Source organism: Rhizobium bangladeshense (genome assembly GCF_001662075.1).
Classification (GTDB): Bacteria; Pseudomonadota; Alphaproteobacteria; order Rhizobiales; family Rhizobiaceae; genus Rhizobium; species Rhizobium bangladeshense_B.
Genome location: NZ_LYPL01000008.1, coordinates 34,153 through 57,027, shown reverse-complemented (window position 1 = coordinate 57,027; position 22,875 = coordinate 34,153). Strand labels below are relative to the sequence as shown.

Below are 22,875 nucleotides of genomic sequence, written 5' to 3'. Positions count from 1 at the left end.
CCTTTGTGAAATCTTGTGAGTTCCAACCGCCAGCGGACTGGCGGCGCGCCGTTTGCTGCGCTTATCGTACATCTCTGCGAATTATGGATAGTCGTGCCGTGCTGCGGTGCCGGCGGGCCGCGGCCGACTGCTTCAACAATAGAAACATGTCGCCCGCAAGAGGTTCCCAAGCGCTTGCACGACAGATTGACCGGTGAGCTCAGCCAGTTGTTTATCCAGGGGTGACAGCGGAATGGTTTGGCCGGCGAGGCCGCTTACTCGGACGACGTCCCAGCGAGGCGCAGCGGGATGCAGAGCGGCCGGCCGTGAACAGGATCGGTTATGACCCTTGCCTGCACGCCGAAGACGTCGGAGACCATCGCCTCGGTGACCAGATCGGTGGGCGCCCCCGTGGCGACGATTTCGCCGCCTCTCAGAAAAACCAGCGTGTCGCCGTAGCGCGCCGCGAGGTTGAGGTCATGGAGCACGAGGACGACCGTTCTGCCGAATTGCTGCTTGAGACGGTCGACCAGCTCCAGGCATTCGATCTGGTGGGCAAGGTCAAGATGGTTGACCGGCTCGTCCAGGCAGATGATGTCGGTTTCCTGCGCCAGCACCATCGCAATCCATGCGCGCTGCAGCTGCCCTCCCGAGAGCGAACCGAGCCTGCGGTCGCTGAGATGGCCGACGCCGGTGCCGGCCATCGCCTGCTCGATCGCTTCCGCATCGCCGGCGCTCCAGGGCTGCAGCAGCGTCTGGTGCGGGTAACGGCCGAGCCGCACGAGCTCCTGCACCGTCATGTCTTCGGGCGCCGAGGGGCTCTGGGTCAGCAGTCCGATTTTCCGGGCAAGCGCCTTTTCGCCGAGGCTGTGAAGGTTCAGCTCTTCGAGCAGGATATGGCCCTTGCTCGGCTTGTGCAGCCTGCGGATTGCCCGCAGCAGAGTGGACTTGCCGCAGCCGTTTGCGCCCGCAAGCACGGTGATCTTGCCTCTGGGGATGGCGAGTGACAGGGAATGGAGGACGTTGAGCTTGCCGTAATCGAGGCTGAGCTCTTCGATCGATATCACGTTGTCGATGGCGGCGGCGGCGTCAGTCATGGCGCTGGGTTCTCATCAGGAGATAGAGGAAGTAGGGAGCGCCGATGACGGCCGGAACCGTTCCGGCAGGCACTTCGGTCGGCGAAAACAGCACCCGGACGAGAAGGTCCGCGCCGACCAGCATCGAGGCGCCGATGAAGAAGCTGCCGATGAGGCCGAAATGGACGGTTCTCCCGATCAGCCGGCGCGCGAGATGCGGCGCCATCAGGCCGATGAAACCGACGCCGCCGACGAAGGCGGCCGAAAGCGCGGTGATGGCGGCGGCAAGGACGAAGATCTGGATGCGGAAGCTCGGCAAGTTGAGGCCGACGCTTCTCGCCGAGATCTCGTCGAGATCGGCCGGCGGCAGCCTGCGCGCCACGATCAGCACGATGAGCACGAGTGGAAGCATGCCGATCGCGGTGATGCGGATTTCGTTCCAGTTGATCTCGTTGACCGCGCCGGCGATCCAGCGCGCCGCCTGTCCGGCCTGGTAGACAGGCCCGACGAGCATGGCGATCACGGTCAGCGATTTCAAAACCGCGGCGACGGCGGTGCCGAAGAGAAGCAGGCGGATCGCCGATGCCGCCTGCCGGCCGGCGAATGCGAAGACGATTGAGATTGCGAGGATCGATCCGGCGACGGCGGCGACCGGCTGATAGGCGACCGAGGTGACCAGCGCGTTGGATTCGTTGGAGAGTGCGGCGAGAAAGCAGACGACCGCCAGCGCTGCGCCATCGACGACGCCGAGTATGCCGGGCGAGGCGAGTTCGTTGCGGGTCACGCGCTGGAGAAGATATCCGGCGACTGCAAAGCCGCCGCCCGCCAGAGCGGCGATCACCACGCGGGGCAGGCGGAACTGCAGAATGATGACCGTCTTGCCGCGGATATCCGCGCCGAGAAGCACGTCCCACACCTGGGCGAGCGGTATCCAGGTCGACCCGAACGCGATCCCCGTCAAAGCGAGAGCCAGGAACAGGAGGATGATGGCCGCCAGCGTCAGCGGCGCTCTGGAGATGGTGAGAGAACCGGCGGAAGTCGTCATGCCGCTCTCCGCTTGAGCAGGACGAGCAGAACCACGCCGCCGACGGTCGAGGTGATCGCGCCGACGGGCGCTTCTGCCGGATAGATGATGAAGCGCGCGAGAATGTCCGCCGCGGTCGCGTAGATCGCACCGATCAGCGCCGAGGTGACGATGAGGCGGCGATGGCTGAGGCCGACGAAGCGTCTTGCCACATGCGGCACGACGAAGCCGACGAAACCGACCGGCCCCGCCATGCAGACGCTGGCGCCGGTCAGCAGCGAGATGGTCAGGAAGCCGGCCCAGCGTATGACGGCGAGCGGCACGCCGAGATTTGCGGCCGTCGTATCGTCGGCCTGCAGCGCATCGAGCGGCTGAGCGAGCATCCATGCGACCGCAAGACCGGCCAGAACTACGGGTGCGCCGCCAAGGGCAAAGGCGATCGGGCGGTCGGCGAATGAGCCGGTCAGCCAGAAGAGCAGCTCCTTGAGCTGGGCTTCGTTGGTGGTGAGGATGATCTGGACGATCGAATAGCCGAGGCCGCCGACGGTGACGCCGACCAGCACGATCCGGATCGGCGAGAAGCCCCCGGAACTGGCGGCGACGCCGAAGACGAGCAGGCTGGTAGCAAGCGCGCCCGAGATGGCCGCGACCGACATTCCGGCGATCGAACCGACGCCGAACCAGACGCTCGAAGCGACCACTGCGAGCGCTGCACCGCCGTTGATACCGAGCGTATCCGGTGAAGCGATACGGTTGCGCGCCAGCGTCTGGGTCAAGACACCCGCGACCCCGAGAGCAGCCCCCACCAGCGGCGCGAGAAGGGCGCGGGGAATGCGCAGCGTGGTGATGACCACAGCGCTTTCCGACCCGTCGAAGGCAAAGATCGCATTCCACATCGCCGTCGGCGAATATTGCCGGTAGCCCAGCGCCACGCTCGCGATGACGGCAGTCGTCAGGGCGGCCCACAATGCGATCGTCAGCGATATCACGGGACGGGAAGAGGTGGAGACGGCAATGGGGCGCACGGTTTCAGCTTGACTTTAAGTGGATAATACATCTCATCTTATGGTCCGACCGATTGGTCGGAAAATCATTCGATTGTCAAGTTCGAGGCGTCTGTGCGTACGAAATCCATCCTGCTCGCGGTGTTCGCGGCTCTCCTCTCCTTCATCACCGTCAGCGCGGCCAATGCGCGCGAAGTGACCCATGCCATGGGCCTGACCGAAGTGCCGGATGCGCCGAAGAGGATCGTCGTGCTGACCAATGAGGGGACCGAGGCCCTGCTTGCAATCGGCATTACGCCGGTCGGCGCCGTGCGCTCCTGGCTGGGCAAACCCTGGTACGACCATATCGCCAAGCAGATGGACGGCGTGACCGTCGTCGGCGACGAGTCGGCCGTCAACCTCGAACTGATCGCCTCACTTGAGCCCGATCTCATCCTTGGCACCAAGTTCCGCCAGGAGAAGATCTATTCCCAGCTGTCGGCGATTGCGCCGACAGTGCTTTCTGAGCGGATCAGGAGCGATTGGAAGGGTAACATGAAGCTCTACGCCACCGCCGTCGGCAAGCTGCCGGAGGCCGATGCTGCCTTCAAGGCCTATGACGATCGCGTCGCGGCGATCAGCAAGGCGCTGGGGGACAAGAAGGCGGAGAAGATTTCGCTGGTGCGCTTCATGCCCGGACGCACCAGGATTCTGCTCAAGGATACGTTCGCCGGCAACATATTGAGCCAGCTCGGATTTGGCCGGCCGGCAAACCAGGACCGGATGGAATTTGCCGACGAGGTGACGAAGGAGCGAACGCCTGAATTCGAAGGCGACCGGCTCTTCTACCTCGTTTACGACACCGGCGACGGCAAGACGGCCGCTGCCGCGGCCGATTGGACCTCCGATCCGCTGTGGAAGAACCTCGCGGTCGTCAAGGCCGGCAAGGTCGAAGCCGTCAGCGACGCCGTCTGGAATACCGCCGGCGGCATCATTGCGGCAAACCTGATGCTTGACGCTATCGAGAAGATATACGGCCTGCCTGACTCACGTTGACTGCGAGGCCGAGCCTACCGCGTCTGGCGAAGGGCTGCGATGACGCGGTCGCCCATCGAAGCGCAGCGGGCGCCGTCGAAGGGGAAGAGCGCCGAGAATGCGCCGGAAAGCTGTTTTTCGATCGACTGGCGCATCATCTTCCGCGCCCGGTGCAGCCGGGTCTTGGCGGTTTCGGGTTTGATGCCGAGATAGGATGCAGCCTCCTCCGTGCTCATGCCCTCGACCTCGCGCAGCACGAAGACAGTGCGAAATTCGTCCGGAAGGTCGTCGACGGCCTGTTCGAGGAGGTGGCGCGCCTGGCTCCGCGACAGCTCGGTTTCCGGGTCGGTTGCGGAGAGCGAGGACGGAAACTGGAGGACTTCGCCGCCCCGCGATGTCGTCGGCATGTCGATTTCCTCAAGCCCGGTGGTGTTCTTTCGTGCGCGCACTCGGCCCAGCGCCTCGTTGAGCGTTATCCGGGTCAGCCATGTCGAAAGCTCGGCCTCGCCGCGGAATGTCGCCAGATTGGTAAAGGCCTTGACATAGGCGGCCTGCACGACGTCTTCGGCTTCCCAATCGCTGCGGATGACGGCGCGCGCGGTGCGGAACAGGCGCTGATTGTGACGCTGGACGATGGCGCGGATAGCGGGCTCGTCGCCCTGCTTTGCAAGGGGCACGAGCTCGGCTTCCGATAGCGTCGATATGTGCTGCCGGTGTGGCGCGACCGGAACCGCAATGGCTGTCATGCAAATCTCCGCATTGCTTTGCATCGGAGCCCGGCCCTACGGCCGGACATCCAGTTTACCGGTCATGGCGGGATGAAAGCGGCAATAGAAATCGACCGTTCCCGCCTGGCTGACCGTCATCCGCGCCTCCGATTTCGGCGGCAGGTCGACATCGAAGCTCTTGTCGCGAGCCGTCGCCGTATGCCGGAATATATCATCGTTTCGCCAGACGATCACATCGCCGACATGCAGCTCGGCAGGCGGTGCGCCGAATTTCATGCCCGCGATGGTGACCTGATATTCCGCCGCTGAGGCGACACCGCTGCTTGCCCAGAGCAGCGCCAACAACAGCGGCAGCAATTTCGTCAGCGATCCCATCGCAGGCCTATTTGATCATCGAAGCGAGATGCTCGGCATGCGTCTGGTGTTGCTTGAACAGGGTCAGACCCGTTTCCAGCAGCGATTTCAGCTCCTTGTTCTGAGCCGAAGGGATCAGCACCTTGGCAAGGGCATCGTTGACCGACTTGTGATAAGCGACTTCGTTTTCGACATAGGCCTTGTCGAAGGCTGCACCGTCGAGGGCGTCAAGCGTCTTCAGTTCCTTGCTCGCCTGGGTCGAGAGCGACTGGCTGATCTTGTTGTCCTCAGGCGTCACCTTCAGCTTCTTGACGAGGGCGAGCGCCTGGTCGTTCACGGCCTTGTGGTCGCGCTCCATGGTTTTGGCGAATTCGATGACCTCTGCGTTCTTGCTCTTCTTCAACGCCTGCTCCGCGGCGGTGACATCGATCTGCCCCGCCGTATAGGCGATGTGGGCGATCTGAGGGTCGGTCGGCTTGGCGTCGGCGGCGAACGAGGCCGTGCCGAGCGATGCCGCGATGAAGGTTGCGCCGAGAATTCGTTTGAACATGATCTGTCTCCTATGTCGGATGAAAGCGAGCATTGGATGCAGATCGATCGAAAAGGTTCCCGGAAATTTTCGAAGCGGGAAATGGTTGCCGGCCGCTTCAGTCTTTGCCGATGAAACGCTGGAGCACGATCGCGTGATTGTGGTGCGGGTCTTTTGCCGCATAGAGAAGTGTGGCGTCCGATTGCCCGATCCGGCGTTCGAGCTCCTCGACGGCTGATGAGTTCTTTTCGAGCTCGTCCCGGTAGCGGCGTTGAAATTCGCTCCATTTGGCTGGGTCATGGCCGAACCATCGGCGCAACGCCGGGCTCGGCGCGATATCCTTCAGCCAGACGTCGACGGCCGCCTCCTGCTTCTTCAAGCCGCGCGGCCACAGCCTGTCGACCAGAATACGCGTGCCGTCCCTGTCTTCTTTCGGCTCGTAGATTCGTTTAATGTGCAAGGCCATTTGTTCATCTGCTGTGAAGGTAGTTCAGAACGAATACGCAGCCGCTCCACTCACGCCTATGGTTGCTAAATAGTCACACTGGACTGCCTCTGAGCTGTCACAATTGATTTTTCGCGTGCAACTGGTATTGCTCGGTCATGTGCCGCTGATATTTTCCGATTCTCTCAACATTGCCAAAAGGATACCTGATGCGAAAGCTGGCGCCGTTGGTCCTTGTCGCAGTTCTTAGCGCATGCGCTCGGCCATCGGATGGCCCAACTGCCGGTAGTTTTTACAATGCCACCTCGCCGAACGGCAATGAACGAATCCCTGTCGTCAGGCTCTCGGAAGCGCCGATGGATCCGGTTACGTCAGCTCCGCTTGCCTATGCCGCCACCGATACCGGCCTCAGCGCCATGCGCTCGAGCGGATTCGCCGATACGCGGCTGAGGCGCGGCGACGTCATCGAGGTGACGATTCTCGATCCCGGCGAGGATGGATTGTTCTCCTCGACCCAGAGCAAGACCCTCGATCTCGGCCGGTTCACGGTGGATTCGACGGGTAATGTGACGCTTCCCTTCATCGGCAAGCAGCGGGTGGTGGATTCCTCCACCGAGGCGCTGCAGACGCGCATCGTCACCGGCTTGAAGGGTTCGGCCGTCAATCCGCAGGCTGTCGTCACCGTGGTCGACCGGCCTTCCAGCGGCTTCACCGTCAATGGCGACGTGCGCGCCGCCGGGCGCTTCCCGCTGACCGCCCGCAAGGAGCGCGTGCTCGATGCGGTAGCGCTTGCCGGCGGCGCATCTTCCGATCCGGGCTCGGCGACCGTCACGCTGATGCGCGGCAAGCAGCGCGCCACCGTGCCGCTCCAGCGCGTCATCGACGACAGCAAACAGAATGTCTATCTGCTGCCCGACGACCAGGTCTATGTCGACAAGGACGCGCCGACGTTCACCGCTTTCGGCGCCTTCAAGAGCGTGGGCGAATTCGAATTCCAGCCGGGCAAGCTGACCCTCGCCCAGGCGCTCGGGCGCGCCGGCGGCCTGCTCGACGACCGCGCCGATGCGAGCAATTTCTATGTGCTGCGCAACCAGCCGGTCTATACGCAGTTCGCGGCTGCGAATGCCAAGACCGCCGCGCCCGTTGTGGTGAGCAGCAAGCCGGCAATCTACCGCGTCAATATGAAGGACGTTTCCAATCTGGCGCTGATGCAGCGCTTCCAGATGATGGACGGCGATATCATCTACGCCAGCAATGCCGGCCTGGTGGACTTTGCGAAGTTCTTCAACGTCTACCAGAAGAGCGTGCCGACGGCCGCGGCGCCGATCCCGGGTTCGAGCGGCAATTAAGCGTCGACCGTATGTTTTGCGAGGCCGCCGAGCAGATGCAAGGCGGCCTTCGCATTTTCGGGCCGGTCTTCGGCATTGCGCTGCGACAGGCGGATCGCCAAAGCCTGAAGCTCTTCGCCTTCCCCGTCGCAATGGCGCAGGAGCAGGGACAGCAGAAGCCCGGCGGCATACAAATCGGATCGCCCGTCGAGGGGCCCACCGGCCATCTGTTCCGGAGATACGAAATCCGGCTGGCCGGCGAAGGCGAGATCGAGTTGGCCATGCCGGGAGCCGGTTTCGATCGCGATGCCGAAATCGGCAATCTTCAAGCCGGAGAGATCGCCGTCGGCAAAGAGAAGATTGAGGGGCGACAGGTCGCAATGCACGAAACCGGCGGAGTGGATGGTCTCCAGGCCGGACAGCACCGAAGTCATGATCGAGATGACTTCATCGGGAGATAACGGTTTTTCCCGCAAGCGGTCAGCAAGCCGGCTCCCGAGCCATTCCATGACCAGGGCTGGGCGTCCGTCGGCGAGGCGCAGAACCGCTTGTGTTCCTGTTATATGCGGGTGGCGGAGCGCCATGCCGATCTCCGCCTCGCGTAGTATGAGTTTGCGCAGCACGGGGTCGTCGGCGTGGTCGGGCCGCGGCATCTTGATCGCATGAAGCGTTCCGAGATCGCGATGGCGGGCGCGATAGATGTGGGTGGCCGCGCCGTCATGAACCAGCGCTTCGAGGACGAAACTGTTGGCGATGATCTCGGGACCGGCATCGCTCAGGCGGGCCTCGCCGCGATCGAGCGCATCCCTGACCCGGTCTATCAGGATCTGCCGGGTCTCGGGCGAATAGGCCCCGCCCGAACCGTAATTTAATGCCTGCCACAGATGCGAAAAGCGGCGCGTGATTTCCTCGAAATCGACGGAATGATCAGGCGTCATCGGTGGTCACGTCGATCACGATGGCGCTCAGGTTTTCGCGGCAATTGGCGATCAGCCCTTCCTGCACGAGAATGTCGGCCGCCGTTTCGATCTTTGCCGAAAGGAGAATTTCGGCGATGCCGCGCTCGGGAACGGCGTTCGGAAGGGCCGCACTGCAGAGCAGGAGCCGGTCGCCGGCCTGCAATCCGCCGGAGCGGACTTCGGGAACGAGATGTCCGCGCATGCCGATGGCGCGCGAAAGTGTGCGCCGCAGGCCGACTTCCACATGGTCGCGGGTCAGGCAGCGCATCATGCCGTCGCGCAGGAGGTAGCAGCGGGCATCGCCGACCCAGAGCAGCGCGCAACTGTCCTGAAGGGCTGCGAATACCACGATGCTGGCGGCCGATGGTTCGCGCCCCTCGGAAAGATAGGCAGACTGAAGCAGGCCGTGGGCGCGGCCGAGCTTGCCTTTGATTTCCTGCACCAGAGCTTCGATCGTCTGCTGCGGGGCCGTTTCAGCCAGCACATGAACGGCAATCTTGCCGGTTTCGGCAGCGGCATTACCGTCTCCGACACCATCAGCGACGGCAAACAGCGAGGGCGTCTGGGAAATGAGCAGGGCATCGGCGTTGACGTTGAGCCGCGTGCCGGGATGCGTGGCATGGCTGTGCCGGAGCACCGGGGAATGATGATGCGGTTCGACAATGACAGGGCGCGGTGTCGCGGCTGTCTCGGGCTGCGGCGGTGCTGAGCCCGCGCCGGAACTCTCGCGCAGCAGCTTCGCGAAATGCGAAGGTTCCGGCGCGCCGCTGACGCCGAAACCCTTGGCCCGTCGTTCCTCCGGATCGATATGCCACCAGATCGTGCCTCGGCTGGAAGCTCTGTCGTGCAGTGTCTCGTTTTCCGCGAGGTCGGCCGGCCGCAGGGTCCGCAGCCGCTTCAGGCTTGCAGTGAACTGGTTGATATCGAAATCGCGCCTGGCCGAGCTTTCGGCGATCGCCTCAACGGCCGTGAACCATGCGTCGTCGAGGTAGAGCTGGCGCGGATGCTCGGCAAAGCCGTGAAGCTGGGCGGCGATGACGAGGGGAAAGCTGCGGCCGACGCGGTCGAGGCTGGGCAGCAGGACGCCGGCAACGGTTGCCGATCCCCAGAGACCGCGTTCGATGATGAAACGCCATGCCGGCATCGTGCGGAAACGGCGTTCCCAATCCTCGCCGAGTTCCTGTTGCGCCGCCTGCATCCCGGCCTGCAGCCAGGCATCGAGCGCCGATTGCAGGCCGCGGCCGAGCCCCATCGAAACGAAATCGCCATGGCTCGGCAGCTTGCCGTAGAAGCCGATCCTGTCGGTTTCGGCAGGGTTTCGCTCGAGGGTGGCGCGCTCGTTCATGATCTGCCGATCAGAACTGTGCCGGGCACGAGAAGGCACCGAGCGCCTCCAGCCGGAAGGGGTTGAGCACCGAACCGAACTGTACGTCGAACTCCGCTGCCCGGCCGTCCTGCTGGAATTTTGCCCGGAAGAGATCGTTGCCCTGCATGGTGACGCTGGCATCGTCGAACAGCCGGAAGGGCGACCAGTCGCCGTTCTCCGTCAAGGCCTGCTGCCAGCCGCCTGGCTGGAAGGCGATGCGCGAGGCGTTACTGGCTTCCGTCGACGGCCAGGTGATCGATTTCGACTGGATCGGCCCGTGGAAATAGACGACGCGTTCGCCTTCGATCTCCAGCATCACCGCGCTGGCGGCATCGGTCAGCGACACCGGCTTCACGTTGATGGTGATCGACGGGTCCTTGCTGCCGGCCGGGAAGAAGGCGCGGTTGATCTTGTCGGCATTCTCGAACTGGGCGATCGCCGCGCTCGGAATGCTCGCCGCGCCGAAGGTACCCTTCCAGCCCCATGGCGAAGCGCTGGTATCGACAAAGGCTTCGAGCTTCTCTTTGAAGAAGGTCTTGAACAGTCCCTCGGGTCCGAACAGCCTGACAAAGTCGCTCATCGCCACGTCGCGCGGGGATTTTCGATCGAATGGATAACGACCGGCGACGACGTTCGAGCAGAAGCCCGCCCCCTCGGCGGCCCAGGCGTCGCTGATGCGTGAACGGGCAGATTTGACCGCCAGCGATCCGACATCGGCGGCGAGCCCCGCCATCCATGTATCGACTGGCGCCGGCAACTTTCGGGCCTGTTGCAGCAAGTCCTGGTTGGCGTCGGTCAGCTGACTGTCGACGTCGAAGACCTTCGCCACTTCGGCGGTGGAGGTCGTCGCCCGCGAAAGCTGCTCCTGTACTTTCTGCAGGATCGGCTGCAGCTGCCCGATCTCCGAGCGCGGCGCCTCCTTCGGCTGGTCGGGAAGCGGCGACTGGCCGGCCGACGCCTTCAACGCCTCTCGAAGGCGGCCGAAGGGATCGGGCGCATTGGCGGCACTGCTCAGCGCCGTGGTTGAGTCGGTTAAACTGTCGCCGGCAGCCGAGGCGATCTCGGCGCCGGGACCGCGCAGATCGGTGGCCGCGGCGATCGAATTCGCGATCGTCTCGACGGGGCCGGGCTTGCCGGCGAGGATGCGAGTGGTCTCGGCCGCGTCGCTGATCGTCTGCGAAGGTTTGACCCTGATATCGGTCAACAGGGTCGACCAGCGTTGATCGAACTTGTCGAAGTAAAGCTGAAGTGTGGCCTGGGCGACGGTGTCGACCGTGACGCCGGCGGGATTGGGATCGCCGCGAACCCATTGCTCGTCGAGCGCCTCGCGCGCGGCCTCGCTGATCCCGGGCAGAACGACGGTGCGGTAGCCGGTCGCGGAAAAAAGGCCGGGGATGCTCTCGCCAAGCAGCGCCTTGGAGGTCCGCTCGAATGCCTGTTCGCCGAGCGGACCGAGCGCGCCGGCCGGACTCCAGCCAGGGAGGGCGCGGGAGGCGCGGTATTCCGCCAGGATCTCATAGGCGCGGCTGGCGATGTTCTGCGAGCGGATGACCTCACGTGCCTTGGCGATCAGCGTCATGTCGAGCTCGATCGGCGGCAGCGCGCCGCGCGCCATGGCTCCCGCATGGGTGATCAGCGCGTTGCGCGCCGCAGTACGGCCTTCGTCAGGATAGAGCCTGGTGAACATGTCTTCCGCTTCCAGAGAGGCGAAATCCGCATTCATCTGGCCGAGCCCGCCGAGCATGCCGTAGAGCTTCAGCGCGTCGAAGGTGCGGGTGACGTCGGTGGTCTCGGTCATCTCCTTCTGGAGCTGCACCAGCATGCGGGGGAGGAGCAGCGTGTTCAGCGCCCGCTGATAGGCTTCGCGCTGGCGGCTCGCGACCTTGCCTTCCTGGTCGAGGCCGAGGCTCACCGGCCAGACGCGGGTCTTGGAAAAATCGGTGGTGACGGCAGCGAGATTATCGAGCGCCGGCAAAATACGCAGGAAATCCGCATCCGAAACGTCGCGCACCGGCACGCCGCGTACCAATTGCTCATAGGCATCGATGCGTCTTTCCGCACCGGCAAGCGCCGTGGTGTTTTGGAGGTAGGTGGCGGTCCAGCTCGTCAGCACCACGGCCAGCAGCAGGACCGCGCTCGCGTAAGCCGCGCGGCGGAAGAGCAGCTGCCGGCCCGAAAGCCGCTTGTCGCGGGCGACCAGCGAGGCCTCGCCGAAGATCACATCCTTGAAGAGGCGCGACAGGAAATAGCTGCGCCGCATGTGGGGCGTGGCGGCTGCCTCCTCCCTTTGGGTGCCGGAGGCGAAATAGATGCCGCGCAAGAGCGGCGCCTCGACCAGTTTGGAACCAGAGCAAAGCTCCGTCATCACCTCATGCAGGCGCTCCTTCAGCGAGGCGAGCTCGGCGGGGAAACGGAAGATGCGGCCGCGCAGCTCCGGATTGGGCTCCTGCTGCAGGCGCTCGATCAGCATGGCGTCGACGCGCTGCTGCAGCAGGGTGAATTCCTCCGTGAAGCGTTCCGGCAGGTTCACCGCCTTGTAGCTCTCGTCGAGCCCGAAGGTCGTGCCCCAGACCTGTTCGCGGTCATGTCTGTTGAAACTGTCGAAGAATTCGACGAAGCCGGTCAGGAGATCGGCTTTGGTCAACAGCAGATAGACCGGCACGCGTGCATGCAGGAGTTCGTCGAGCTCAGACAGCCGCTGGCGGATCGCCCGGATTTCCTCGCGCTGGGCTTCGGGATCTCGTGTCAGCAGGTCGCCGATCGACAGCGTCACCAGCGCGCCGTTGATCGGCTGCGACCGGCGATATTTCCGCAAGAGGCCGAGGAAGCCTTCCCAGCCGGCTTTGGCGCTGCCGTTCAGATCGTCCTGGGTGGTGTAACGGCCGGCGGTATCGATGAGGATCGCCTCGTCGGTGAACCACCAATTGCAGTGGCGCGTGCCGCCGATGCCCTGCACGGAATTGCTGCCGAGCGCATCGCCGAGCGGGAACTTGAGGCCGGAATTGGTGAGCGCCGTCGTCTTGCCGGAGCCCGGCGCGCCGAAGATCACGTACCAGGGCAGCTCGTAAATATAGCCGAAGCGTCGCTTGGTGATGCGGCGCAGAAGCTGCAACGCCTCCTTCAGCCGGCTGTGGATCTCGCCGACCTCAGCCCGCTGGCTGGCCGCCGCTTCAGCTTCGGCGTCGCGCTCGATCCCTTCGATGAGCTGCTTGTCGCGACGGCGGCCGCGGATGACGGTGAAGAGGAGGTAAGCGAGCCAGGCGGCGATGATGACGCCGATCAGCGTCAGCCGCACTGAGGCGCTCGCCAGCGGCTTGAAGTCGCCATAGGCGGCGAGATAGCCGTAGAACCAGATGACGATGCAGATCGCCGCCACCCAGATGATCGAGATGAAGCGGCGGCCGAGGAGGCCGGCATAGGCCTCCACATAGGAGCGCAGCGTATAGAAATAGCTCAGCGGATTCATCGCGACGCGCCTCCTGCGGCAGCCGGCTCACTCGGTCTTTCGGCCTCGATCGGCGGCGTCTTCAAGCCGGCGTCGCTCAGACGTTCGCTCGGATCGGTCAGTACCAGGATCTCGGTGCGGCGGTTCATCTCCCGGCCCTCCTGCGTGTCGTTGCCGGCGATCGGATCGCTGTCGGCGCGTCCCTCGGTCAGGATCGCCCCCGGCCCGGTGAACGAGGCGAGGATTTCGCCGACGGCCTTGGCGCGGGCTTCCGACAGGTGCCAGTTAGAAGGGAACTGGATGGTGCGGATCGGCACATTGTCGGTATAGCCCACCACGACGGCGCGGAATTTCTCCGCGGCGAGCGCGCCGCCGATCCGCTGCAGGAGATCGTGGAACTTCTCGCTGACCTCGGCGCTGCCGGTGGCAAACAGTCCGGAATTGCTGATGCGCACCAGGAGCCTGCCGTTCGAATCCGAGAGCGTGACGAGCTTCTTCTCGACCTCCGGCTGGAGGAAGGCGAGCAGATTGTCGAGCCGGCTCGGCGGCTTAACCTGCGGCGGCGGAGGAGGCGGCGGCGTTTGCGCGACGACGACGGGCGGCGCCTGGCGCGGCGGCTCCGGCACCTCGACCAGCACGCTTGGCGTCTCGCGCGGCGGCAGCTTGGCAAGGCGCTCGAAAGTGCCGTCGGAGGCGCGGTTCAGCGAAAGCGTGAAGAACAGGTAGCCAAGTGCGAGGATCAGCGTCAGGAGGGAAAGAAGCGTCCAGAGGGCGGCAGCGGTGCGCAGCGGCTGGTGCCGGGCCGAAACGCCTTTCCAATGCGGGGAAAGCTCCCGCTCGAAAACTCCATATTGGCCGAGCAGCGTCTTGTAGAGACTGTCGCGGATGCGAGCGAGCTCCAGCCCCCCGCGCGCGGAAACGCGGGTGCGGCCTTCGAAGGCGAGCGACAGGCAGAGATAGATGAGGAGCAGCAGGTCCTTGTTGGCGCCGGGGCTCTGGTGGAAATGGTCGAGCAGATCGAACACACGTTCGCCGCCGGTCACGTCCATATGGAAGGTGGAGACGAGGCCGGAGCGCGCCCATCCGGCGCGCACGCCCCAGGCCTTGCTGAGCACGACGTCGTCGACCGTCGCGCAGACGACATAATGGGCTGCACGCGCCCGTTCGGGGCTGATGCGCGCGCTGGCGAGATCCCGCTCGTAGCGGCCGACGGCTGCGATCGCCACCGCCCTCAGTTCATCGACATCGGGCTGCTCTTCGGTGTAGCGCAGACTATGAGCGAGGTTGAGCAGCGGCGCGGCCGAGCGCACCAGGGTCGGCACGTCTTCGGCGCCGAAGCGGAAATCCCGGACGAGCGTTTCGACCGAGACTCGGCCGGTCGCAGACGCTGCCGCAGGTCTCGTTCCCTTCTCGCCTTCGGGGAAATCGAGAACGTCGTCCAGCATCTCCGCCATCTTGCGGGCGGATTGCTTTTTCTTCACGCCATCCTCGGTCAGTTCGACGATGGTCGGCAGGCTTTGCCAGGTGGAAGCGGGTTCGTTCTTCATTCTCTAAGGGCCCACAGTTCTATTTCGAGCCCGGGGAAATCGCCGGCGAGATGCACGGCGATGGCGCCGGAGGTATCGAGTTGTTTCCAGAGCGGATTCTTGGTGTCGAGTTCGAAGTAGATGGTGCCGGAGCGATAGGGGAGCTGGCGCGGCAGCACTGGCAGCGGCCGCACGGGAATGCCCGGCAGCGCCACGTTGACGAGATCGGCGATGCGTTCGACGGGACCGACCTTGATCTGCGCCGGCAGCTTGCGGCGCACGTCCTCGGCCGGCATCTCTGCCCGGACGGCCAGCACGAAGCCGGCATCGCGAAGCAGGGTGCGGTCGTTGATCGTGCCGATCCTGACACCATGCCGACGTTCGGCAAGCTCGATCGCCACGGCGGCCTGTTCGAGCACCGAGGAAAGCGAAGCGCGCAAATCGTCGAAGACGGCGGCGAAGCTCGCCTTCAGGTCATCATGCCGATAGGGCGGGAAATCGCTCGCCCGCTTGCGCTCGGTCGTGAAGGTGGCGAGCTCGCCGGCGAGCTGGATGCAGTGCTCGTAAAAGACGATGGGATGGATGCGCGTGGCATTGGCCGAGATATGCTTCAGCATCGGATCGGCGCGATTGAGGATCTGCAGGAGCAGGTAGTCCCCGACCTCCGCCGTGCCGCGGATGGTGGGATCGCCGATGCGCTCGGCAATGGCTTCGGCGCGGTGGCGCACGATGCCGAGAAGCTCGGTGATCAATTCGTTCAGCCGGCCGGCGGCCGTGCAGTTGAGGCTGGGCAGGATGTAATCGGGGTCGAGAATGACAGCCCTGTCGGAGCGCACCTCGATGATGCGGGCAAGTCCGATCAGCTCGTAGCCGGCAAGCTCGTCGCCGGTTTTGAGATAACGCAGGCTGAGGCGGCCGACGTCGATCGGCGCCATGAAATCGGTCTCGACATTGGCGTCGGGCGCCTCATAGGGCGAAGCCACGAGACGGACGCTGTTGCGCTGAGCGCCGCCGTTTAGCGCCACGTCCGCCTTGCCGGGCTGGCGGGCGGGAAGTGCGAGATAGACGATCGCATTTTTGATGTTCTCGTCGAGATCGAGCGGCGGCGGCAGGTCGGCATCGACGGGCGCTTCGAACGGCGTGCCGTCGGGCAACACGCCGCGCAGGTTCGACAGCGCGAACTGGCCGATCGCCAGCGCGCCGCGGTCGATGCCGATCTCCGCTATTCCCCAGGGATAGGGCGACAGGCCGTGCGTGGCGGTTCGCACGAGCCGCTCTGTCCAGCGGTCCGCCTGCTGGAAATGCTGCACGCGAAGGAACATGCCTTCGCTCCAGGCCACCCGGTTCTCATTCCTCATGATGCGCGTCTTTTCCTTCCTGCCTGTATTGCGAACGAGGCCCTGCCTCTCTGCCGTTCACCGCGGCTGACATCGCATCGCGAAAAACATCCTGGATCGACCGGCTCCTGCCGTCCTTTTCGAATTCTGCCTGATAGGCCTGCCAGTAATTCCGCTCCCGGCGCCAAGGCAGGCCCCAGGCGCCGGTATCAACCTGCGCCTCGACAATGCGTGGCTCCAGCCGGCTCGCGGCCTGGACAAGGGCCTCGAGCGCGGAATTGAGCTTGAGCTGCTGGCCGAGCAAAGCCTCGATGCGTCCGAGAAGCGCCTCCTCCCGGCCGGCCAGGGCATCCGGTTGCGGGCTGGTGGGCGGCACGTTCATCTCGAAGACGGCAAAGGCGCCGTCGACAGCCTCTTCCAGCCGGGCGAGCAGCGGCTGCAGACGATCCGTGAAGGTTTCCGGTCGGCCGATCGTCAGGGTCGGAAAGTCCTCGGCTTCGGGCCGCGGATCATTGTCGTTGACGATCTCGATCGCGGCCGACCGGCGCTGCGCGATCGGCACCGAGACATGAGTGGCGGCGCCATGCTCGAGGTGGCTGCCATATTCGGTCTCGTCGGAGTTCCAGTCCTCCGGTAGAAGCTGGGTGAGCGAGCGGGTTTCCGGCGGCCCGCTCCAGCCGATTTCAACATTGCGGGAGGAGGCTACGCTTTTCCTGCCACCCTGTTCCGGCAGGGTCAAATCGTCGGCCGCTCGCTCGCCGAGAATGCCGCTTGCGGTACGCCCACCTGGCGCGATGTCGGCGAGGATCGCGGAAATGGTCAGAGGTTCGTCGCTGAGCATGAGACCGGCATCGGGATCTTCGATTTCCTGGTCGCTACTGCCTGAGATGTGAACTGAGAATGCAAGGCCGCCCATCTCCAGCCGTGACCGGTCGAAGAGTCTCGCGATCCCGCCTTCATGCACGGCAACGCCGTCGACGCGGGAGCCGTTGGCGCTCTGGTCGCGCATCAGGAAGCCATCGCGGTCGCGCTCAATGATGCAATGCAGCTTCGAAATCGAGCGCCTGTCCTCCGGCAGCTGCCAGTCGCAATCGGGCGCGCGGCCAAGCGTGCGCCGGCCGCGTTCGAAGAACCATTTCGGCCGGCCGGCCGTTGTCGCCGCGTCGCTGGTGATCTCTCTCAGTTCGAGCCGCATCCTCGCCTCCTCACCGCATCTCGGCCGACAGTCGTTCGACGATGATCGCATCGCTGCTGTCCTTTGCCGCCGGTGCGACCCTCGCCCAGCTGTTCCAGCCGAGACGTGGCGGATCGCCTGCCTGGCCGAGCCGGCAGAAGGGAACGTCGTCCTTCCTCAGCACGACCTGTATGTCGAATTCGAGCGCCGAGCCGACATAGAGCCGGGTCAGCGCGAAGAGTTCGGTGATGGCCCGTCCGCCCGGCGCAAGCGTGAGATAATCGGCATAACCGAGCGGGCCGATGACGACGCGAAAGCCGCCGCTGAAATCGTGGACCGCCGCACCGGCCGTGGCGTTGACCCCGAGCTGCACGCCCTGCGGCTGGCCCATCTGGCTGCGTTCTTCCGGCGGAATGCTCAGCCAGCGGCCGCGGAACAGTTCGATCTCCACCGGCAGGCCGCTGAATTCGGTCAGCATGGCGCGGAGATTGACGGTATTGCGGTTGCGCGCCGCGAAGAAACCGGAAAAGCGCAGGATCAACTCCTCGTCGACGCCGCTCTTTTCGACGAGCCGCTTGGTGCCGAAACCGGTGAGCGCGAGCAGCGTGGTGACGAAGGCATTGCTTGCCGAAGCACCACCCCAGCGCAGGCGCCTCGCAATCCGGTATTTCTCACAGGCGTCGGCGAAGAGCTCCGCCATGCGCGCGCCGAACAGATCGAAAAAGCTCGCCAACCCCCGCGATCGGTTGCGCTCCTCGCGCATGACGAGTTCGTTATAGGCCGATGGCATGGAGCCGAGCGCGCCGACGAGGCTGGCAAGCGCGCTGCGGACGCTGGCGCGGCCGGCCTTGCGCCTGTATCCGCTGATTGCAAGCGGCGCCGGCGAGACGCCGACATGGGAGGCGACGTCAAGCCGTCCTTCGCCCACCGACGCCTGCGCGACGCGAAACGCCGTCACCGGCTCGAAGCGGCCGGGGTCGCGTTCGAGCAGGTCGGTAAGCGCGTCTGGCTTGCTGGCGGCTTGCATGTCCATGATCGACTGGCGGTCCTTTCTCAGAGAAGCGGGCGTTCGGCGGCGCGCGCCGGCCAGCGGGCGATCGGCCTCGACTGACCCTTCATGCCGACGGTGAGGCGGGTGAAGCTGTTGACCGAGGTGTAGAGGCTGAAGAAGCGGTCGAGCAGGCTGCCGAACAGAAAGGCCGACGGCCGGTCGATGGCAGCCGGATCGAATTCCAGCGCGATCTCGGTGCCGGGCACCATGCCGCCGCTGCCAAGACGGGCGGTCGAACTGGCGGCCTTGATCCTGACCAGCGCATCGGCGAACTGCTTGGTCTCGGGGCTATCGCGGAAGGCATAGAGCGACAGGATGTCCTTCAATGCGGCCCCCTCATTGTCAAACAGCGACAGATGGTTGAGCAGGAGATGCGACATCAGCCGCCAGTTCCGGCCGTCCTGGTCGTTCATTCTGACCGACGGTGTCGGCGGGATCAGCGCCTCGACGCCTGCGACCGCCTCATGGCCGGAGGCGAGCTGCAGCAAGGGGTGGCCACCGCCGAAGGGAAGCTGTTCCGGCAGGTCGCGGTTGAGGCAGAGCGTATCGACGCTCGCCACCGCGTCGACGGGGCCAGCGGAGCGGCGTTGCCTATCGACGAAGGCGATATCCATATCGCTGGTTCTGTCGTCTTCGTCGAAACGGCGTGAGGCCTGCCAGTAGGTCGCGCTCGCGCCTGCGCGTTGCGACCGGCCGAAGAAGGGCTGGCAGAATTCCTCCTGGCCGCGCGAGCCGGTCAGCAGCACACGGTCGATCGAGTAAATCTCGCGGGTCTTCTGACGCCGCGCATCCGGCAGGAGACGGTATTCCGTGCGGGTGCCATCGACGGCGATCGGCTCGCAGACCTGGCGAAACAGGTTGACGACAGGCGTGGCGTTAAGCGCGAAGTCGCGGGCCGAAACCGCCCGCTCCAGCTTCGCGTCGCTTTCCCCGAGGTAAACGAAGAGCTCCAGCGTTTCCCCTCGCCAGGACTCGAGCCCTTCGATATCGAGAAAAAGAAATTTCCGCGGCAGCGCGAAAAATTCAGTGAGCAGGCGGTAACCGATGAAGCTCGGCGCCGGATAGGGCAGCATGGCCTGTTCCGGCTCGAAGCCGACGGGTTTCAGGTTCCCTGCCGGCAGGAAGATAGGCGAACGGTCGTCTGCATGTTTGGCAAGCGCGATGCCGAGCGTGTGGTTGGCAAGCAGTTCGTAGATCGCCACGGCCTGCTGCCAGGCAGAGGGAATATGCAGGCGCAGCCGGCTCAGGCCGAGGCTGCCCAGGGGCTTGCGGGCATCGAGAGAGCGGATGGACAGCCTGAGGCAACCGGCAACGCCGGCATAGGACGAAAGCGGTGCATTGATCGGCTGGCCGGAAAGCGCAGCACCCGCGATCTCGATCGGCGCCATCTCGACGTCCTGCGTGGTGCGGAAGCGGCAGGCCTCGCCTCTCACCGGCTCGGCAAGCACCTCCGTGTGGCGGGGCACGGTCTGGACCGAGGCGAGCGTGTCGCTTGGGCGGAACTTGACGATGCTCATCGAGGGCAGGGGAGCGAGATAATGCGGATAGAGCGTTTCAAGCAGGCCATCGGTCAGTTCGGGAAATTCGTCGTCGAGCTTCTGACGCACGCGCGCCGCTGAATAAGCGAAACTCTGGATCAGGCGTTCCACATGCGGGTCGTCGGCGACGTCGCCGGTCATGCGCAGGCGGCCGGCGATCTTGGGGAAAGCGTCGGCAAACCGCGCGGCCCGGCGGCGCAGTGCCAGCAATTCCTCATTGTAGCGGTGCAGGAAACCTTCAGCCATGCGCCGCCTCCACGAGGACACGCTGGGTCGACGGATCGATGGTCGATTCGAAGCTGATCGGCGGCATGCCTTCATGCAGACGGAAGGTCGCCTGGATGCGCATGCGCAATGCCCGCTCGGTCATCGTCCGGCTTTTCAGGATCGTCACCCTGATATCGGCAAGCCGCGTCTCGAACAGCGCAACCCGCCGCTCGATCGCTTCCGCCAGCTTGAGCTTCGCCTGGTCGGTCATCAGATTTGCCGAGACGATCCCGTCGACGCCATAGCTCACCAGGGCGTCCCGCAATTCGGAAAGTGCCGTCGGCGGCGTTGTCGGGCAGCGCCGCGTATTGAGCAGCGCTTCCAGATCGCGGCGGATCGCCTCCCTGACCTCGCGGACCTGGTCGACGAAGCTCGTCGGCGGATCGACGGCGCGATCCGGAGCCTCGTCGATCAGCCTGTCGAGGATCGAGCGGGACAGGACGCGGTCGCGCAGCCGGTAGCGTTCGAGCGGATCAGCCATGCGCGACCTGCCTGCCGGCAGCGCTTGCCGGCACGATCTCCAGACTTTGGGTGTCATGGAAGGAGACGAGTTCGTCGCCGGCGAGGAAGCAGCGCTGGCCGCGGCCGGTGGTGATGGCGCTCGCTTCCTGGACCCATTCGGTCTCGCGTCCGAGCCTGAGCGCCGCATCTTTGCTGGTGCCATGATAAACCGCCGGCAGAAGCACCGATGCGGCGGCGCCGTCGATCAGCGTCAATTCGGCGCGGCGGAAGGCGAGATCCCGCGGCCGGGCAATCGGCTCGATCGACAGGGCTGATATCTTGGCGAAGTCGATCCAGAGATAGCCGCCGCCGGTCATGATGACTTCGAGGGCGTGTGGTGTGCGGTCGTCGAGGTCGCGGAAATCGGACACCGCCCTGTCGTTCCAGATCAGCGGGCGCTCGCTTCTGAGTTCGTCGAGCGCATCGAGTGCGGTCTTCGCCGCCTCGCCATCGCCGTCACGATGGGCGATGCCGAGGCGGACGGCGAGCTTATCGAGTTCGCTCGGTCCCTGCGGAAACTCCGGCAAGGCGCCGCTCGCAAACCAGGCGTCGCGCGCCGCCATCGCCCGAAGCTCGTTGCGCAGAAGCGAAAATCCCATCGTTGCGTCGGGAGAGAGGGTCGCGGCAAGGCTGCATTGACTGTCCGCCCGCTCATATTCTCCGGCAAGAATGAGAAGATCGATATAGAGGTGCCGCGCCTCCTGATCCGAAGGGCTGGTCTTCAGATGCGCCTTGACCTCTTCGAGCGCCTCGTCGAGGGCGTTGTCGCTGAGCGACTGGGCGATGTTGGCGGAAAGCGTCATGCGGACATCCTCTCGGGGATAGTGACGGGGCGGCTCAGGATCTGGCCCGTGGTCGCGGTCTCGGCGATCAGGTGGAAGCTCGTGGCGACGTCATCGAGCTGGAAATGCGGCTGCAGGCGGACCGTGCAGGAGAAGCTGCCGGGCTTGCCGGGGATTTCGGCGACGCTGATGCCGGCGGAGCGCAAAGGGAAACGGGTGCGCAGCGCGATATCGGCATCGTCATTGCCGAGCGTATAGGCGGTCAGCCAATCCGCGAGTTTGCGCTCGATCGAGATCGCATCGGAAAGCTGGCCGATCTCGTCGCGCATGATGACCTTGAGATAGTGCGAGAAACGCGAGGCGCAGAGCACATATTGCAACATGGCGGCAAGCCGCGCGTTCTGGCGCGCATGCTCGTTGGAATAATGCGGCGGCGCATGCAGCGATTGGTTGGAATTGAAAATCGCCGAAGAGGAGAGATAGGTGGTCGCTGCCGGAATGATGCCGAGATCGCAGAGCTGCTGCTCCTGGCTGCTGGTCAGATGGATTTCCACCGGCGCCTGGGCTGACAGGCCGTTGCTTTCGGTGCCGAAATCGTAAGGCGGCAATTCGCTCGCACTCAGCAGGCCGCCGTCGACGGCATCCTGCGTCACGCCGCGAATATCGGCAAACCATCCGGAATTGATGAAATTCCGGATGACCACAGTCGCGAAGGCGAAAGCGGCGTTGCCCCAGAGCAGCGAGCTGCCGTCGGCGGCAATGCTTTCGCGGAAGGGAAAGCCGTCGTTGCGATGGCGCGAATGGGGCGTCAGCGGCGAGCGCATCAGGATGCGCGGCGCGGCGAGCCCGAGGAAACGCGAATCCTCGCGGGCGCGAAGACCGTTCCAGCGGATGCGGTCCGTTTCGTTTGCGAGCCAGGAGAAGTCGTTGACCCGGTTCAGCTCGTGAAAGTCTTCAAGCCCGATCGCAGCAGGCGCAGCACCCGCGACGAAGGGGCAGAAGGCGGCGGCCGCCACCATGCCGATCTGCGACAGCGTGCCGACCGGATCGCCGTCGGCGGGATCGGCCGGAGAAAGATGATAGTCGCCGACCAGCAAGCCGAAGGGTTCACCGCCCGGCATGCCGAACTCGCGGCTGTAGATCAATTCGAAGAGGTGGCTCTGATCGAAATCGCTGGCGCGCTCCATGCTGCGCGCGAGTTCGCGCCAGCTGACGCTGAGCAGCTTGACCTTCACCTCGCCGCTGCGGCTTGCCTCGTGCACGAGCATGGCAAGGCCACGCCATCTCGCCTCCATCGCCTGGAAATCGGGATGGTGCAGGATGGCATTGACTTGCCTGTTCAGCGCCTCGTCGATCAGCGTAATCAGCTGATCTGCCCGGCGCCGCCATTCAGTGCTGGAACCCATCGTCAACCTGACACAGATTTTTCAAATGCAGGCTCGGGCGCG

General features: G+C 64.4%; 20 protein-coding genes. 2 read left to right on the top strand and 18 right to left on the bottom strand.

Going from position 1 to position 22,875, the window contains the following annotated elements:
* Positions 1–254: 254 nt before the first annotated feature.
* Genes A7X77_RS17025 through A7X77_RS17015 form a run of 3 tightly spaced genes read right to left on the bottom strand, consistent with a single transcriptional unit; the run spans position 255 to position 3,104 of the window.
* Entirely contained in the window at positions 255–1,076 is an 822-nt protein-coding gene (locus A7X77_RS17025; protein ID WP_064684039.1) for an ABC transporter ATP-binding protein, read from the bottom strand.
* On the bottom strand, positions 1,069–2,100 hold the full coding sequence (locus A7X77_RS17020) for a FecCD family ABC transporter permease (RefSeq protein WP_064684038.1): 1,032 nt from the start codon (positions 2,098–2,100) through the stop codon (positions 1,069–1,071). Before A7X77_RS17020 ends, A7X77_RS17025 begins: the two co-directional genes overlap by 8 nt.
* Positions 2,097–3,104 carry a FecCD family ABC transporter permease gene (locus A7X77_RS17015; RefSeq protein WP_245293761.1) on the bottom strand — a complete coding sequence of 336 codons (1,008 nt, stop codon included), beginning with the start codon at positions 3,102–3,104 and terminating at the stop codon, positions 2,097–2,099. Before A7X77_RS17015 ends, A7X77_RS17020 begins: the two co-directional genes overlap by 4 nt.
* 93 nt (positions 3,105–3,197) lie before the next feature.
* Here A7X77_RS17015 and A7X77_RS17010 point away from each other — a divergent pair, with 93 nt between their 5' ends.
* Entirely contained in the window at positions 3,198–4,118 is a 921-nt protein-coding gene (locus tag A7X77_RS17010; RefSeq protein ID WP_064684037.1) for an ABC transporter substrate-binding protein, read from the top strand.
* A 14-nt stretch (positions 4,119–4,132) separates the two neighbouring features.
* Here the strand turns inward: A7X77_RS17010 and A7X77_RS17005 are convergent, their stop codons facing one another.
* The 4 genes from A7X77_RS17005 to A7X77_RS16990 all read right to left on the bottom strand — a co-directional run bounded on the left by A7X77_RS17005 (position 4,133) and on the right by A7X77_RS16990 (position 6,174).
* Positions 4,133–4,843 (bottom strand): RNA polymerase sigma factor, encoded by a 711-nt coding sequence (locus tag A7X77_RS17005; RefSeq protein WP_064684036.1) that lies wholly within the window; start codon positions 4,841–4,843, stop codon positions 4,133–4,135.
* A gap of 36 nt (positions 4,844–4,879) precedes the next feature.
* Positions 4,880–5,200 (bottom strand): cupredoxin domain-containing protein, encoded by a 321-nt coding sequence (locus A7X77_RS17000; protein ID WP_064684035.1) that lies wholly within the window; start codon positions 5,198–5,200, stop codon positions 4,880–4,882.
* Between the two features lie 7 nt (positions 5,201–5,207).
* Positions 5,208–5,729, bottom strand: a complete 522-nt coding sequence (locus A7X77_RS16995; RefSeq protein ID WP_064684034.1) for a DUF4142 domain-containing protein — start codon at positions 5,727–5,729, stop codon at positions 5,208–5,210.
* A 97-nt stretch (positions 5,730–5,826) separates the two neighbouring features.
* The gene (locus tag A7X77_RS16990) at positions 5,827–6,174 is read right to left on the bottom strand and encodes a DUF488 domain-containing protein (RefSeq protein ID WP_064684033.1); all 348 of its coding nucleotides are present in this window, start codon (positions 6,172–6,174) and stop codon (positions 5,827–5,829) included.
* Between the two features lie 188 nt (positions 6,175–6,362).
* Between A7X77_RS16990 and A7X77_RS16985 the strand changes: the two genes are divergently transcribed.
* Positions 6,363–7,502, top strand: coding sequence for a polysaccharide biosynthesis/export family protein (locus A7X77_RS16985; RefSeq protein WP_064684032.1), 1,140 nt, complete (start codon positions 6,363–6,365; stop codon positions 7,500–7,502).
* On the opposite strand, the gene A7X77_RS16980 is transcribed toward A7X77_RS16985, so the two are convergent.
* Genes A7X77_RS16980 through tssC form a run of 11 tightly spaced genes read right to left on the bottom strand, consistent with a single transcriptional unit; the run spans position 7,499 to position 22,833 of the window.
* Positions 7,499–8,419: a serine/threonine-protein kinase gene (locus A7X77_RS16980; protein ID WP_064684031.1), complete on the bottom strand. Its 921-nt coding sequence runs from the start codon at positions 8,417–8,419 to the stop codon at positions 7,499–7,501. The genes A7X77_RS16985 and A7X77_RS16980 overlap by 4 nt on opposite strands.
* Positions 8,409–9,785, bottom strand: coding sequence for a type VI secretion system-associated protein TagF (gene tagF / locus A7X77_RS16975; protein WP_064684030.1), 1,377 nt, complete (start codon positions 9,783–9,785; stop codon positions 8,409–8,411). The genes A7X77_RS16980 and tagF overlap by 11 nt, the downstream gene beginning before the upstream one ends.
* A gap of 10 nt (positions 9,786–9,795) precedes the next feature.
* On the bottom strand, positions 9,796–13,272 hold the full coding sequence (gene tssM / locus A7X77_RS16970) for a type VI secretion system membrane subunit TssM (protein ID WP_064684029.1): 3,477 nt from the start codon (positions 13,270–13,272) through the stop codon (positions 9,796–9,798).
* The gene (tssL, locus tag A7X77_RS16965; protein WP_064684028.1) at positions 13,269–14,798 is read right to left on the bottom strand and encodes a type VI secretion system protein TssL, long form; all 1,530 of its coding nucleotides are present in this window, start codon (positions 14,796–14,798) and stop codon (positions 13,269–13,271) included. The genes tssM and tssL overlap by 4 nt, the downstream gene beginning before the upstream one ends.
* Positions 14,795–16,135, bottom strand: coding sequence for a type VI secretion system baseplate subunit TssK (tssK, locus tag A7X77_RS16960; protein WP_064684027.1), 1,341 nt, complete (start codon positions 16,133–16,135; stop codon positions 14,795–14,797). Before tssK ends, tssL begins: the two co-directional genes overlap by 4 nt.
* The gene (locus A7X77_RS16955; RefSeq protein WP_064684026.1) at positions 16,125–17,309 is read right to left on the bottom strand and encodes an FHA domain-containing protein; all 1,185 of its coding nucleotides are present in this window, start codon (positions 17,307–17,309) and stop codon (positions 16,125–16,127) included. The genes tssK and A7X77_RS16955 overlap by 11 nt, the downstream gene beginning before the upstream one ends.
* Before the next feature lie 10 nt (positions 17,310–17,319).
* Positions 17,320–18,321 (bottom strand): type VI secretion system baseplate subunit TssG, encoded by a 1,002-nt coding sequence (gene tssG / locus A7X77_RS16950; protein ID WP_064684025.1) that lies wholly within the window; start codon positions 18,319–18,321, stop codon positions 17,320–17,322.
* A gap of 20 nt (positions 18,322–18,341) precedes the next feature.
* Entirely contained in the window at positions 18,342–20,123 is a 1,782-nt protein-coding gene (tssF, locus tag A7X77_RS16945; RefSeq protein ID WP_064684024.1) for a type VI secretion system baseplate subunit TssF, read from the bottom strand.
* Complete coding sequence (gene tssE, locus A7X77_RS16940; protein WP_040112334.1) at positions 20,116–20,625, bottom strand: type VI secretion system baseplate subunit TssE; 510 nt, start codon at positions 20,623–20,625, stop codon at positions 20,116–20,118. The genes tssF and tssE overlap by 8 nt, the downstream gene beginning before the upstream one ends.
* On the bottom strand, positions 20,618–21,448 hold the full coding sequence (locus A7X77_RS16935; protein ID WP_064684023.1) for a type VI secretion system accessory protein TagJ: 831 nt from the start codon (positions 21,446–21,448) through the stop codon (positions 20,618–20,620). The genes tssE and A7X77_RS16935 overlap by 8 nt, the downstream gene beginning before the upstream one ends.
* Entirely contained in the window at positions 21,445–22,833 is a 1,389-nt protein-coding gene (tssC, locus tag A7X77_RS16930; RefSeq protein WP_064684022.1) for a type VI secretion system contractile sheath large subunit, read from the bottom strand. The genes A7X77_RS16935 and tssC overlap by 4 nt, the downstream gene beginning before the upstream one ends.
* Between the last annotated feature and the right edge of the window lie 42 nt (positions 22,834–22,875).

Coding starts and splice junctions, on each gene's coding strand:
- tssE (WP_040112334.1), bottom strand. CDS start 20,625: ATGGCTGATCCGCTCGAACGCTACCGGCTGCGCGACCGCGTCCTGTCC.
- A7X77_RS16990 (WP_064684033.1), bottom strand. CDS start 6,174: ATGGCCTTGCACATTAAACGAATCTACGAGCCGAAAGAAGACAGGGAC.
- tagF (WP_064684030.1), bottom strand. CDS start 9,785: ATGAACGAGCGCGCCACCCTCGAGCGAAACCCTGCCGAAACCGACAGG.
- A7X77_RS17000 (WP_064684035.1), bottom strand. CDS start 5,200: ATGGGATCGCTGACGAAATTGCTGCCGCTGTTGTTGGCGCTGCTCTGG.
- A7X77_RS17005 (WP_064684036.1), bottom strand. CDS start 4,843: ATGACAGCCATTGCGGTTCCGGTCGCGCCACACCGGCAGCACATATCG.
- A7X77_RS16985 (WP_064684032.1), top strand. CDS start 6,363: ATGCGAAAGCTGGCGCCGTTGGTCCTTGTCGCAGTTCTTAGCGCATGC.
- A7X77_RS16995 (WP_064684034.1), bottom strand. CDS start 5,729: ATGTTCAAACGAATTCTCGGCGCAACCTTCATCGCGGCATCGCTCGGC.
- A7X77_RS17025 (WP_064684039.1), bottom strand. CDS start 1,076: ATGACTGACGCCGCCGCCGCCATCGACAACGTGATATCGATCGAAGAG.
- tssM (WP_064684029.1), bottom strand. CDS start 13,272: ATGAATCCGCTGAGCTATTTCTATACGCTGCGCTCCTATGTGGAGGCC.
- tssK (WP_064684027.1), bottom strand. CDS start 16,135: ATGAGGAATGAGAACCGGGTGGCCTGGAGCGAAGGCATGTTCCTTCGC.
- tssL (WP_064684028.1), bottom strand. CDS start 14,798: ATGAAGAACGAACCCGCTTCCACCTGGCAAAGCCTGCCGACCATCGTC.
- A7X77_RS16980 (WP_064684031.1), bottom strand. CDS start 8,419: ATGACGCCTGATCATTCCGTCGATTTCGAGGAAATCACGCGCCGCTTT.
- tssF (WP_064684024.1), bottom strand. CDS start 20,123: ATGGCTGAAGGTTTCCTGCACCGCTACAATGAGGAATTGCTGGCACTG.
- A7X77_RS17020 (WP_064684038.1), bottom strand. CDS start 2,100: ATGACGACTTCCGCCGGTTCTCTCACCATCTCCAGAGCGCCGCTGACG.
- tssC (WP_064684022.1), bottom strand. CDS start 22,833: ATGGGTTCCAGCACTGAATGGCGGCGCCGGGCAGATCAGCTGATTACG.
- A7X77_RS16955 (WP_064684026.1), bottom strand. CDS start 17,309: ATGCGGCTCGAACTGAGAGAGATCACCAGCGACGCGGCGACAACGGCC.
- tssG (WP_064684025.1), bottom strand. CDS start 18,321: ATGGACATGCAAGCCGCCAGCAAGCCAGACGCGCTTACCGACCTGCTC.
- A7X77_RS16935 (WP_064684023.1), bottom strand. CDS start 21,448: ATGACGCTTTCCGCCAACATCGCCCAGTCGCTCAGCGACAACGCCCTC.